Here is a 13,222-nt window from a genome sequence, read left to right as displayed (position 1 = left end):
ATTAAAAACATCCAACAAAGGCTAGGTGAACCCATGAAAATCATAATACCAGAGGTGGAGCAGAGTTGGTGAAAAGAATCAGAAAAAAACGACCACAAAGCTTTAGAAGAAACTCGAAACAAATATTAATTTCCGGCGTCCTATTTGTTCATGGAAAAAAAGGTTTCGGTTTTGTTACACCCGACCACCCAGAAGAATATCCTTTTGATATTTTTATTCCCGCAAGAGATCTTAAAGGAGCCTTAGATGGAGATCACGTTGTCGTCTCTCTTTTCCCCAATTCTAAAGAAGGAGAAAAAAGAAAAGGAGTCATTCACCAAGTCATCTCTAGAGGCAAAACTGTTCTTGTAGGAACAATAACCTCACTCATTGACGCCTCAACAGCGTTCGTCTGTGTGAATGCTTTGGGCCCAGAAATCCCTGTAAAAGCAAAACTTATTCCTAAACGTGATTATAAAATCGGCGATCGTTTACTACTCAGTACTCCTGTATGGAAGGCAAAACCTGAATCCAAAGAACCCCCTCCGTTGGAAATGCTCGAATTTATTGGGAATATCTCCAACGCTAAGTCCGATTTTCCCTGCATAAAAGCTGAATATGGGATTCAAGAAGAATTCCCAGAAGCTGTTATCGAAGAAACGAACCATTTCTCACAAAAACACATTAGCCAAGCACTAAGATCACGAAAAGATCTTCGCAATCTCCTATGCTTTACTATTGACTCAATAACTGCAAAAGACTTCGATGATGCCGTATCCTTAACCTATGACAATAACGATAATTACATCCTTGGCGTCCATATTGCGGATGTCTCCCACTACGTAACACCTCACTCCGCTCTAGATCAAGAAGCAAGCAAAAGATGTAATTCTATCTACTTTCCTGGGAAAGTGATTCCTATGCTCCCCCCCGCTCTTTCGGATAATCTCTGCAGTTTAAAACCTAACGTCGATAGACTCGCCGTTTCTGTGTTCATGACGTTTACAAAATCCGGTCATTTATCCGATTACGAAATATTCCGTAGTGTAATCCGTAGTAAATATCGCATGACCTATGATGAAGTGGACGAGATCGTAGAAAATAAACAACCCCACCCTATAGCAAAAACTCTTCTCGCTATGGCTGAACTCAGCGAAAAATTCTCTGATATTAGAGAAAAACGTGGGTGCATACGTCTTGTTCTTCCTTCATTCACCATGTCTCTAGATAACCTACAAGAACCTGTAACTCTTATAGAAACACGACAAACGCTATCACATAAACTCATCGAAGAGTTTATGCTCAAAGCTAATGAAGTCGTTGCTTATCATATTTCCCACCAAGGCGTTTCTCTGCCATTTAGAATCCATGAATCTCCTAATGATGAGAGTTTGCTCTCTTTCCAAGAGATCGCCAAAGCTATGGGATTTGATATTATCATGACCCCAGCTCAAGAACCTGATTTTCAATACCTATTACAAGAGAGCTCTGCAGGACATCCTCTAGAGCCCATTCTACATTCACAATTTGTTCGTAGTATGAAAACCGCCTCATACTCAACCGAAAATAAAGGTCATTATGGTCTTAAATTGGATTTCTATACCCACTTCACCAGCCCCATCCGTCGCTATATCGATCTTATTGTTCATAGACTCCTCTTCAACCCCATGTCTATAGAAGAAACCCGTCTAGAACATATTGTAAGAGCATGCTCTACTCAAGAGCGTATAGCCGCAAAATCTGAATTTGCTTTTGAAACCCTTAAAAAAAATCGTTTTTTACATAAGTTCTTAAAAGAACAACCCGACTCCATTTATCAAGCTTACATCATCACAATCAATCCTGAAGGTCTCTCATTTACCGTTCCGGAATTTTGCCAAGAAGGATTTATTCCATCCGCACAATTACCCAAAGAATTCTCTTTGAAAAAGAAAACATCCCCCGATGATCTACCTCCTAAAATGCGTCCAGGAGCCCCTATAAAAGTCAAACTCTCTGAGGTAAATCTCCTCAATCAAGTGATTACTTGGTCATTGGCAACCAAAACATCAAACACAATAAAAAAATCCCCAGCGAGCACGAAAAAAACTAAGGAGAAGAAACCTAGAACTAGAAGAAAAAGGAATACAGAATAATGCTTCCAGAGAGCTTCTTCTTAAACGATGATGTTCTGTATTTAGCAAAAGAACTCCTAGGTCATGTTCTCATAACCCACCTAGAAGGACAAAGAACATCAGGAATTATCATAGAAACGGAAGCTTATCGCGGGCCTGATGATAAAGCCTGTCATGCTTACAACTATAGAAAAACAAAAAGAAACCTCCCTATGTATAGCCGTGGGGGTATTGCTTATATCTACCGCTGCTATGGCATGCATTCCCTCTTCAATGTTGTAACCGGACATCAAGATCTTCCCCACGCCGTACTGATCCGCGCTATCCTTCCCTACGAAGGCGAAGATATCATGGTGCTAAGACGCCAATGGCAAAATAAACCAAAACACCTCCTCACTAATGGACCAGGAAAAGTCTGCCAAGCTCTCAACCTCACCATGGAATACAACACGCATTCCCTTTCCTCTCCCCAAATTCATATTAGTAAAAAGAAATTTTCAGGAACAATTACCCAAAAACCACGTATAGGCATAGACTATGCTCAAGAATCCCGCGATCTTCCTTGGAGGTTCCTACTCAACATAAAAGAGTAAAAAATTTTTTTAGAAAAAAGCGCTGCAAATTGTTAAAAAAATTAAATATAAGGAGTATAAGTACTCTAGTTACTGAAATTACAGAAAAAATCTAATAAAATACTCAGGAGTCATATCATCAACTCTACTCGTATGTTAGATGCAACTCAGACTAGCAATTTCCTAACACAACAATAGCGATTTATGAAAAAACACTTTATTACAGGCCTGGTTATTCTTCTCCCCTTAGCAATCACTCTTGCTATTGTCGGGATGATCATGAATTTCCTTACTCAACCATTCGTTGGTCTTGTCTCAGGATTTTTCGAACGTATTAGTTTTTATTCCAAACATAAAGCCCTGCTGAAATTCGTTTTACAAATCATCTTGCTCTTTGGCTTATTCTTCGCTACCGTCCTTTTAGGATTTCTTGCCCGCTTGATGATCTTTAAATCCCTACTCTCAATCTATGATAAAATCCTTCACAAAATCCCTATCATAAAAACTGTTTATAAAGCTGCTCAACAAGTCATGACAACTATCTTTGGATCTCAATCTGGATCCTTTAAACAAGTTGTTATGGTCCCCTTCCCTAACGCAGAAACACGCTGCATCGGCCTAGTTGCAGGAGATGCACCAAATATTTGCTCCGATGATCCCCTCAACCCCATGATCACCGTGTTCATCCCCACAACACCGAACCCCACTTCCGGTTTTCTCACCCTATTTAAAAAATCTGATATCACTTTTTTGGATATGAAAATCGAAGACGCTTTCAAATATATTATCTCCTGTGGCGTGCTAACTTCAGGATCCAATACCTCCTGCTCCCCTATTGCCGAAGCTTTAAGCCAGAATCCCCAGGGATAAATGGGTCATTCTATTGAAAAAAAACGCTTCTTTGATTATTCTTTTTCTTAATTATAAGTCTCCGGCCTTCTTCTCAAATACTTCGGGGAATTAAAAAGTTAAATATCGAGTTATCTTATGACACGCATGAGTAAACAAGCTCGTCGAAGAGCAATGAATCCAAAAAAACGTAAACCTGTTTATGCCATTGCTCGTCCACAACCTGCTCCAAGAATCGCTTATAAAGCACACAAAAACGTTGTAAACAGCGAAAGCGTTTTTATTCCGCAAATTAGTTAATTACTAGAGTACCAGTTATGTCACGACATCGTAGTTACGGTAAATCCATTAAAGGAGAAACTAAAAGAAACGTTCTCAAGCGTTTTGAACGGATAGATCTTTTGCGTAAGTTAGGCCGTTGGAATGATGCCACAGCAAAAAAAGCTACCGGGCTTCCTAAGACTCCTGTAATAAAATAAACAGTTTGCGCTCTCATCTTGAAAAAGGTTCCTTTACAAGTTTGTGTTTCTAACAAGCAATGTGATGTCCCTATTCGGATACAATCAGTAAAAAAGTTGGTTCTTTGCTGCTTGCAATACTGGAAAGTTTCCACAGATCAAGTGTATGTTTACTTTTTAGATGATGAAGCTTTAGCCAAGCTCCATGATGAGGTATTTTCAGATCCTTCATTAACGGATACGATTACACTACCTATAGATCCTCCGGGAAGTACTTCTCGTCCTCACATTCTTGGCGAAGCTTTCATTAGTCCTAAAGCAGCAATACGTTTTTTACAAGACCGTGCTGAGGATTCAGACCTCCTATACGAAGAAATTTCTCGCTATGTTGTCCATTCTCTCTTACATATGCTCGGATATGATGACCAAACTCCCGAAGAAAGAAAAAAAATGAGAGGTAAAGAAAATCAAGCGCTATGTATGTTGAGAGAAAAACACGCGCTTTTATCAGATTAAAATGCTTTATTCCCTACTCGCAATTACTACCCTCTTTCTTTTATTCTCCACGGGACTGTCTCAAAAATCTATCAAAACACAAGAAAACGATGACAAACTCCAGCGAGAACCCAGCCAGTCGAATACCCCCGCTCTCCTCGCTTCCGTATTACTCAGTTTTTATGGAATTCTAGGCGTTTCCATCTACTCCCAATACACATGGAACACCAGAAGTCTATCTTTGGTTTTCTGGGCAACGTATATACTTGCTGCCCCCCTGGCTTACGGCTGTCTTCCCTATTGTATAAAACTTCACAAGGGAACAAGCTCAGTTCTGTGTTTTATCTCCTCATTACTCCAGGCATTTTTTCGCCCCCTCCAACGTTATATTCATCACGGTGAGGAGCATCCTAAAACATGTAACTCAGAAATGGAAAATCAACTCTCTGAAGCCGTATCGTCATTTGATAAGTTGATTGTTCGAGAAATCATGATCCCCAAGGTAGACATCTTCGCTATTCAAGAAGACACCCCAATTCGTAACGCTTTTCCCGCAATCATAGAAGAAGGGTATAGCCGCATTCCTCTATACAAGAAAAACATTGATAATATCACCGGAGTACTCCTGGTCAAAGATCTACTCGCTGTCTATCCTAAATCTGTAGACTCTTCACTACCAGTCTCTTCAGTTGCCAAACCTCCCTTATATGCTCCTGAAATTAAAAAGGTTTCCTCTTTACTCCAAGAATTCCGTCAAAAACATCGCCACTTAGCAATCATAGTCAACGAATATGGCATTACTGAGGGAATCGTCAGCATGGAAGATATCATTGAAGAAATTTTCGGAGAAATTGCCGATGAATATGATGTTCAAGAAGATATTCCCTATAAAAAAGTTGGGAACTCTTGGATCGTAGATGGGCGTATGAACATCTCCGATGCCGAAGAATACTTTAATCTAAAGATTCACCATGAAAATAGCTACGACACACTAGGAGGACACGTTTTTCATAAAGTCGGTGCTGTTCCACAAAAAGGGATGAAAATCCATCACGAAAACTTTGATATCGAGATTATCACCTGCTCAGAACGCAGCGTAGGTAAACTCAAAATCACTCCAAGAAAAAAGAAGTTCTCTCCTTCGTAAACTCCTACAATGTACAGAGAAACAAAAGAATAGAAAAATCTCTTTGCAAAAAACCTATAGATTTACCAGAGTTAGGTCTTGAGAAATCACCATAGGTTTGGGAGCATTATTGATAATGAATAACATCCAAAAAGAAGAGCACGGAACCACTGCTGTCTTACATCTTCAAGGAAAACTTGACGGGATCTCTTCTCCGGAAGTACAAGAAAACATCTCACAATCCCTATCTTCAGGAATCAAAAATATTGTTCTTGATTGCACAAACTTAGATTATATGTCCAGTGCGGGCATTCGTGTCCTTTTACAAAGTTACCACCAAGTAGGAAAACACTCAGGGAAAATCGTTCTTACTTGCGTTCCGAAAACAATAGAACAAACTCTATATGTTACCGGATTCCTTTCATATTTTAAAATGTTCAACACTGTGCAGGAAGCATTACAAGCATTAAGCAAAGACGAAGATTGAGAAAAACATTTTCCTCGTGTATGCTAATCCCTTTAGTTGATTCCAACCCGCTATGTTGTACTATGCGCAGATCTGTTTGTTATGTTAATCCTTCCGTAGCTAGAGCTGGGCAAATATCCACATGGAAGTTTCTTTACTCTTTAGTCGACTACCTCCCCGAAGGAACAAAACTCAAATTTGACTTAGGCTGTCAAGGTAGACCTATAGACTGGGAAATTCCCTCCACAGATCTCCAACAACCACGGAATACTATCTACTTAGAAACACCTAAAGGGGATATTCTTCCTGCTGTAGCCATTCCTATCCCCAATAGTCCTGTTCCACAGTATGAATTTACCCTTCCCTACGAACTAGAAGCTGGAGAAACTCTCACGATTGTTCTCGGGCCCTCCCCCGATTACCCACAAACAGATGAAGCAGGAAACGGAGCACAACTATTTACTCAACGCCGTAAGCCATTCTATCTCTATGTAGATCCTGAAGGCAAAGGGAACTATGACGAACCAGATATCTTTTCCATGGATATTCGTGGTAACGTTCTTAAACATATTCAAATTTTTACTCCCTCTTACGTCGTAAAAAATAAACGTTTTGATATTACCGTACGCTTTGAAGATGAGTTTAACAATCTCACCAACTTTTCCCCAGAAAATACACGTATCGAACTCTCTTACGAGCACCTCAGAGAAAACCTAAATTGGCAATTATTCATTCCTGAAACTGGATTCGTTATTCTTCCCAATCTCTATTTCAATGAACCTGGGATCTACAGAATCCAATTGAAAAATCTTTTAACCAATGAGCTCTTCGTCTCTGCTCCTATAAAATGTTTTTCTGACACTGCGCCAAACCTTATGTGGGGTCTGCTGCACGGAGAATCAGAACGCGTGGATTCTGAAGAAAACATCGAAGCGTGTTTGCGACACTTCAGAGACGATTGCGCATTAAACTTTTATGCATCGTCATCTTTTGAAAATCAGGAAGGATTAACTCCTGATCTTTGGAAAATGATCAACCAAACTATCGGAGATTTTAACGAAGAAGACCGCTTCGTTTCCTTATCAGGCGTACAGTACTGTGGAGAACCTGGAGAAGAAGGCATTCGACAAATTCTCTATATCAAAGAAAATAAATCTTGCTCTAAACAGAAAGATTGCAAGATTGCTTCTTTATCGAAACTCTATAAAAGTGCTTCGACTCACGAGATTATTTCGATACCATGTTTTACCGCTTCAAAACATTACGGTTTTGATTTTAACAATTTCCATCCGGAATTTGAACGTGTTGTCGAAATTTATAACTCCTGGGGTTGTTCAGAAAGAACAGAAAAAGAAGGGAATCTTTTCCCCATCAAAGGAAGTGATTCTGAAGTAGAATCCGGGACATTAGTGGAAGCGTTGAAACGCAACCTACGCTTTGGTTTTGTTGCTGGAGGTTTGGATGATCGCGGTATCTATAGCAAGTTCTTCGATGCTAACCAACAGCAATATACTCCAGGTCTGACTGCGATTATATGTAATAAATACAGTCGAGAATCTCTCGTAGAAGCGTTATATCAACGTCATTGCTATGCAACTACGGGGCCAAGAATCATCGTCAGCTTTAACATTACCTCAGCTCCTATGGGGTCTGAGTTATCAACAACTACCAAGCCTGGCCTTGCTGTAAATCGTCATATTTCAGGATATGTTGCAGGAACGGCTCAACTCAAAACTGTTGAGATTATCCGTAATGGGGAAGTCATTAAAACCTTCTTCCCTGAGAGTAGTAACCTAGATTATGAATATGACGATATGGAACCTCTATCTGAAGTCACTCTTAAAGACCCCAAAGGAAAGATTCCTTTTGCCTTCTATTATCTAAGAGTAACTCAAGTAGACCAGTCTATGGCATGGAGTTCGCCTATTTGGGTAGATCTCCATTAATATTACCGATTTTTCTCTAAGGCTGGTCTTCTTATGATGACTCTTTTGCTTGTTATTTGCTGTGCTACAGCATTATTGGGAGTAGGCATAGTCATTTTACTCATAGGTTCTTATCTCTTAGGAAGACCTTTATCTAAAGGTTGTGGAAAATCAGACTGTTGCCGTAAAAAAGCATGCAATAAACAAACTGAATCTGATTCTACAACCAAGGCATCACTCCATGACGATAACACCCCCTCGCATTCTGCCTAAAAATTCTTGGATGAAACATTTATTCGATGATTACACGGAAGGAGTTCGTCTTTCTAGAGAAGATGCTCTGCGTCTACTCCTCTTAGAAGATGAAAGTGACCAGCGTGCTTTATGGGCTTTTGCTAATGCAGTACGTCAAAAGTATGTAGGAGATGTTGTCTACTACTCCTCCACATTTTATTTATATCCTACTAACTTCTGTGAATTCAATTGCACGTTTTGTGCTTTTTACGCGAAACCAGGAGATGCTAAAGGCTGGTTTCATACACCTGACCAACTCATAGAAAAAATCCGGGAATTAGAAGTTCCGATTACAGAAACACATATTGTGGGAGGATGCTTTCCAGATTGTAATTTAGACTACTACACAGAACTGTTTAGCAAAATTAAAACAAACTTCCCTCACATCCATATTAAAGCACTTACAGGAATAGAATATGCCTACTTGGCTAACCTGAACAATATTCCTGTTGCTGAGGTATTAAAAATCCTAAAAAATGCAGGATTAGATTCGATTCCCGGAGGAGGATTCGATATTCTGGTTGATGAAATACGTCACATACTCGCTCCAGGGCGTTTATCTTCTCAAGAATTCCTAGACATTCATAAAACGGCACATAGTCTTGATATCCCAACGAACAGTACAATGTTATGTTACCATAGGGAACGCCCCGAAGATATCGTCACTCATATGGATAAATTACGTAACCTTCAAGATGATACTTTAGGTTTTAAAAACTTCATATTATTGAAGTTCGCAACAGAAAATAATGCTCTAGGGAAAAGACTACGCAAATTAGGAACTTCTCATCACATCCCCCCTGCATCTATCATTGCGGTTGCAAGACTCTTCCTGGACAATTTCAGAAACATAAAAGCCTTGTGGAATTACTTAGGAATCGAGCAAGCTTTACACTTGCTATCTTGTGGAGCTAACGATTTATCCTCCACACATATTGGAGAAAAGGTGTTTCAAATGGCCTCTTCTAACCAAAATATAAAAATGGATATTGAGGGAATGGCAAGCCTCATAAAAAAACTAGGACGCATACCATGTCTGACAAATTCGAAAGACGTTTAACTTTAGGTTGTGTAAGCTACATCAACGCTTTCCCTTTTTCTTTAGAGCTTGCAAAAAGAGACGATATTCTCCTTCATACTGCACCGCCATCCGATTTACTCGAGAAACTTCTTAATGGGGACTTACAATTTGCTCTTACCTCTACAGTAGGGTTATTAACCCATCCATTAGGAACAGTTCCTGGATTCGGTATAGCTGCATATAAGAAAATCCTCAGCGTAAATCTGTACGCAGCTCCTACGTTTTTCACCTCTGAAAAACCCCGTATTGCTGCTACAAAAGAAAGCCGCTCTTCAATAATGCTATTCCATATCCTCTGCCGACATTTATGGAACACTCCTATGCCGGAAATTATCCAACTTCCATCTGATGATGTTATAGAAAAAGCAGAAAATTATGACGGTCTCCTCTTAATTGGCGATAAAGCCTTACACCATCCTCACATTCCAGGGTTTGCAACATACGATCTTGCTCAGGGATGGTATGAACTTACCCAACTTCCTTTTGTCTTTGCTGTTGTTCTTTCTAATCATCCTGAAGGTAGCCATAGAATCCAAGAAGCTCTAGAAAACTCTCTAAGCCATTTTGAAGCCCATCCCGAAGCAGCGATAGCAAAAGCTGTAGAACGTACGCAGCTTTCTGAAGTTGTGATCAGGGATTACTACTCCTTATGCCGTTATCGACTAAAAGAAGAAGATTACGAAGGCATAGAAAAATTCCGAGAATATCATGCTACTATCTACCAACAAGCCTAACCTACAGGAGATGTTTGATTCTCTAGCTCCTAAATACGATAAGATAAATTCTATCTTATCTTTAGGAATGCATCATTTATGGAATCGTACGTTTTCAAAAATGTTGGGAAAGTCTGATCACCTGATAGATCTTTGTTCTGGCACAGGAAAGGTTGCCTATAGGTATATCCGTGATTACCCAGGATCGAAAGCAACTCTCGTGGATTTTTCAGCAAACATGCTTCATATAGCCAAACAACGCTACCCTTCAGCTCCTTTTACTTTTATAGAAGGGGATATTGCTCAACTTCCTATAAATGAGGAGTCGCAAACACTTGCATCCATGGCCTACGGATTAAGAAATCTCCCTAAACCTAAAGACATCCTAGAAAATATCCATCGTATGTTAAAACCCCAAGGGACTCTAGGGATTTTGGAGCTTACCTCTCCTCCCCATAGTCATCCCCTATATCTAGTACACCGACTATACTTAAAATCTATCGTTCCATGGGTAGGGAAACTGTACTCTAAACATACACAAGCTTATGCATACCTAGCAGAAAGCATTAGAAAACTACCTAGCGATCACGACCTAGAACAACTCTTCAGTGGGGCTAAATTCCAAATAAGAAAAAAAAGGAAGCTAGCTTTCGGAGCTGCAACTATTTGGATACTTAAAAAGATCTAAACCGTTAGGATTTCTTACGACCGCGTTTAGCAGAAGTTTTACTGCTCTTAGGTGCCGGCTTCTCGTCATCACTATCGTCGTCGTCATCCCCGAAGAAATCCCCTGTAGATAGGGAGTCATAACCCAATTTCGCCGAAAGTTCTTTCAACGAAGCAAATCTCTCAGAAAGATTTGCAAGATTTAACTGATCTTCAACACGGCCAGAACCACGCAAATTAGCTAAGAATTCTTCTTCAGTGTCAAATTTCTCAGAAAATGTAATCGAAGATGCCGAAGTAATCTCCGGAAGGAAAAGGAAACGTCGCGCTACCGCTGGTACCTTTGTGTAAATATCACTCGATATTGTAGTCTCAGATTCCACTTTCGCTGACTGTTTCGGAGGACGCCCCCGCTTAGGACGAGGATTCAATGCTTCATTAGAGTAATAGACCTTAGCCTTGTTCACCAACAACTGACGCGCTTGCGCAAGTTCTTTGGATACTTTAGTATCAAAAAGATGAATTTTAAATTGTTCTAAAATATGCTTTGAAAAGTCTAAATCTTCTTCGAAGACAAAATGAAATTTATTATTACGTAACCACTCAATAATACGTATACGAGAACGCTCTACATAAAATTGCTGCCACTTCTCCAACTCAGATTCATGATCGTAGATACACTCTAAAAACTGCTCACGAGCATTTTTAGACTGCAAAATTTCAAGAAATTTTTCCTTTGTATCAATATCATAAATTTTTTCATTGATAAACGTTTCCATGATTTTCTTTACTTCATAGAACGTTAACTTAGGAATTAGACAATAGCGTTCTGCATTCACCTCTAGTTCTTCATAAATCTTATCTAGATCTTCTTGATCCTTATCTAAATCAATGTAGAGAATGAACCCTTCAACTCGGTCTAAATAAAAATCCCTCTCGTCATCCGACTTAGAGAATGCATCCATAAGACGCAAGGCGCGTAATAAAAGAGGATTTTGTGGTACAGGATACGTAGTCATAAATCAAGAGTATAAAAGAATTGGAGTTAGAGGGCAAGAGATCTATCCTTAAAAAAACCTCTGATCTCTCTTCCTTCCTTTAACCATTTTTGAATCTATTTTTATTCAAATTCAATAGAAAAATTAGAAAAACTCTAGTAAGACCTTTCTTTATCCACAGGGCCCTCAAGATACACACGATCGCCCTCTAAAGAAATTTTAATCAAAATATCACCCCAGGTCCATATAGGTATTTGGGTATTGGATAAACCGTAACGTTGTGCTACAACCAACGCCGCTGCAGTAGCTCCCGTACCACAAGCTAAAGACTCTCTTTCCAAACCACGTTCATAAGTGCGTAGTTGAAATTCTCCGGTTTGTATCTCCTGGATAAAGTTAACATTAGTCCCTTGAGGTAAAAAGTCTTCGTGGTAACGTAGAAAACTCCCCCACAAATCTACAGGAACACAAGATACATCTTCGACAAAAACAACAAGATGCGGCACCCCTGTATGGATACTAAAAACTTCTCTAGGAACTCCAGGAAGTGTGTGTGAAAGGGTGTGACAAGTGTAGTTCCAATCCGGAAGCGTCATATCTACAACAACCCGCTCCCAAGAATGAAACCTCCCAGAATACCTACCCGAATCTGTCTCTACAGAGATGTGATCTTTTTTCAATACCTCAGACAAATGAGCTACAACACAACGAAGACCGTTGCCACACATGTGAGGACGAGAACCGTCATCATTAAAAATAATAAGTTTAGCATCAGCAGTGGAAGAAGGAAGAACAAGCAAAAACCCATCTACTTGATATTCCTTACATAGACTAGGAATTATTGTAATATCGGGACAAGTTTCACTTAGGATAAAGCGATTCCCTGCCCCAGAATATACGCTATGCTTATAAATCATTGAATGAGAAGAGGATGCCATCCAATAAACCAAAATCCTTGGCTTCGTCAGCTGTCATCCATGTATCTCGATCGATTGCCTTTTCAATAACTTCTCGAGACTGCCCCGTAGCCTCTAAATAAACATCAACTATACGTTTCTTTGTTTTTAAGATTTCACGAGCATGAATATCTAAATCTGTCGCTTGTCCAGTAATGGGCCCCCCGATAGATGGCTGGTGAATCATGATACGAGAATGCGGAGTGGCAAAACGACGTCCTGGAGCTGCACATAAACTTAATACTGACCCCATAGAAGCAGCTAATCCTGTAACTACAGTAGTCACGGGGGATGTCATCATTTTTATCTGATCCCAAACTGCAAATCCTGCATCTACCGAACCTCCAGGACTATTAATTACGAATACTATAGGTTGACCAGGATTGGTAAGTTCTAAATACCATAATTTCTTAATAGCCTCTGCTGCGCTCTTATCCGTTACAGGCTCAGAAAAAAATACCCGACGGGCATCTAAGATTTTTCTCTCTATAACATCTCGTAACTTATTCTCTACTTCCCCATCAGGCATA

Annotated in this window: 16 protein-coding genes; 13 read left to right on the top strand and 3 right to left on the bottom strand. The window is 39.7% G+C overall.

Going from position 1 to position 13,222, the window contains the following annotated elements:
* Nucleotides 1-68: 68 nt before the first annotated feature.
* The 13 genes from G5O_RS06380 to ubiE all read left to right on the top strand — a co-directional run bounded on the left by G5O_RS06380 (nt 69) and on the right by ubiE (nt 10,760).
* Nucleotides 69-2,114, top strand: coding sequence for a ribonuclease R family protein (locus G5O_RS06380; protein WP_013747332.1), 2,046 nt, complete (start codon nt 69-71; stop codon nt 2,112-2,114).
* Complete coding sequence (locus G5O_RS06375) at nt 2,114-2,686, top strand: DNA-3-methyladenine glycosylase (protein ID WP_006342917.1); 573 nt, start codon at nt 2,114-2,116, stop codon at nt 2,684-2,686. The genes G5O_RS06380 and G5O_RS06375 overlap by 1 nt, the downstream gene beginning before the upstream one ends.
* A gap of 183 nt (nt 2,687-2,869) precedes the next feature.
* Nucleotides 2,870-3,535 carry a DUF502 domain-containing protein gene (locus tag G5O_RS06370; RefSeq protein WP_006342916.1) on the top strand — a complete coding sequence of 222 codons (666 nt, stop codon included), beginning with the start codon at nt 2,870-2,872 and terminating at the stop codon, nt 3,533-3,535.
* Between the two features lie 117 nt (nt 3,536-3,652).
* Nucleotides 3,653-3,814, top strand: coding sequence for a hypothetical protein (locus G5O_RS10395; protein ID WP_006342915.1), 162 nt, complete (start codon nt 3,653-3,655; stop codon nt 3,812-3,814).
* 17 nt (nt 3,815-3,831) lie between these two features.
* Complete coding sequence (locus G5O_RS10310) at nt 3,832-3,993, top strand: small basic protein (RefSeq protein ID WP_006342914.1); 162 nt, start codon at nt 3,832-3,834, stop codon at nt 3,991-3,993.
* Nucleotides 3,994-4,011: 18 nt separating this feature from the next.
* Nucleotides 4,012-4,488, top strand: a complete 477-nt coding sequence (gene ybeY / locus G5O_RS06365; protein ID WP_006342913.1) for an rRNA maturation RNase YbeY — start codon at nt 4,012-4,014, stop codon at nt 4,486-4,488.
* Between the two features lies 1 nt (nt 4,489).
* Complete coding sequence (locus G5O_RS06360; protein ID WP_006342912.1) at nt 4,490-5,614, top strand: hemolysin family protein; 1,125 nt, start codon at nt 4,490-4,492, stop codon at nt 5,612-5,614.
* A 115-nt stretch (nt 5,615-5,729) separates the two neighbouring features.
* Complete coding sequence (locus tag G5O_RS06355; RefSeq protein WP_006342911.1) at nt 5,730-6,080, top strand: anti-sigma factor antagonist; 351 nt, start codon at nt 5,730-5,732, stop codon at nt 6,078-6,080.
* A gap of 62 nt (nt 6,081-6,142) precedes the next feature.
* Nucleotides 6,143-8,005, top strand: a complete 1,863-nt coding sequence (locus G5O_RS06350) for a DUF3604 domain-containing protein (protein WP_006342910.1) — start codon at nt 6,143-6,145, stop codon at nt 8,003-8,005.
* A gap of 33 nt (nt 8,006-8,038) precedes the next feature.
* Nucleotides 8,039-8,257 (top strand): hypothetical protein, encoded by a 219-nt coding sequence (locus G5O_RS06345; protein ID WP_006342909.1) that lies wholly within the window; start codon nt 8,039-8,041, stop codon nt 8,255-8,257.
* Entirely contained in the window at nt 8,226-9,338 is a 1,113-nt protein-coding gene (locus G5O_RS06340) for a CofH family radical SAM protein (RefSeq protein WP_006342908.1), read from the top strand. The genes G5O_RS06345 and G5O_RS06340 overlap by 32 nt, the downstream gene beginning before the upstream one ends.
* Nucleotides 9,311-10,093, top strand: coding sequence for a menaquinone biosynthesis protein (locus tag G5O_RS06335; RefSeq protein ID WP_006342907.1), 783 nt, complete (start codon nt 9,311-9,313; stop codon nt 10,091-10,093). The genes G5O_RS06340 and G5O_RS06335 overlap by 28 nt, the downstream gene beginning before the upstream one ends.
* On the top strand, nt 10,068-10,760 hold the full coding sequence (gene ubiE, locus G5O_RS06330) for a bifunctional demethylmenaquinone methyltransferase/2-methoxy-6-polyprenyl-1,4-benzoquinol methylase UbiE (protein WP_013462609.1): 693 nt from the start codon (nt 10,068-10,070) through the stop codon (nt 10,758-10,760). Before G5O_RS06335 ends, ubiE begins: the two co-directional genes overlap by 26 nt.
* A gap of 4 nt (nt 10,761-10,764) precedes the next feature.
* On the opposite strand, the gene G5O_RS06325 is transcribed toward ubiE, so the two are convergent.
* From G5O_RS06325 to G5O_RS06315, 3 genes are all read right to left on the bottom strand, one after another.
* Nucleotides 10,765-11,757 (bottom strand): UPF0158 family protein, encoded by a 993-nt coding sequence (locus G5O_RS06325; protein ID WP_006342905.1) that lies wholly within the window; start codon nt 11,755-11,757, stop codon nt 10,765-10,767.
* Between the two features lie 134 nt (nt 11,758-11,891).
* Nucleotides 11,892-12,674, bottom strand: coding sequence for a bifunctional diaminopimelate epimerase/glutamate racemase (dapF, locus tag G5O_RS06320; RefSeq protein WP_006342904.1), 783 nt, complete (start codon nt 12,672-12,674; stop codon nt 11,892-11,894).
* The gene (locus tag G5O_RS06315; protein ID WP_006342903.1) at nt 12,643-13,221 is read right to left on the bottom strand and encodes an ATP-dependent Clp protease proteolytic subunit; all 579 of its coding nucleotides are present in this window, start codon (nt 13,219-13,221) and stop codon (nt 12,643-12,645) included. Before G5O_RS06315 ends, dapF begins: the two co-directional genes overlap by 32 nt.
* Between the last annotated feature and the right edge of the window lies 1 nt (nt 13,222).

The sequence above is a fragment of the Chlamydia psittaci 6BC genome (assembly GCF_000204255.1).
Taxonomy (GTDB): Bacteria; Chlamydiota; Chlamydiia; order Chlamydiales; family Chlamydiaceae; genus Chlamydia; species Chlamydia psittaci.
Note: the sequence above shows the minus strand (reverse complement) of the source record. Positions and strands in the feature narration are given on the sequence as shown.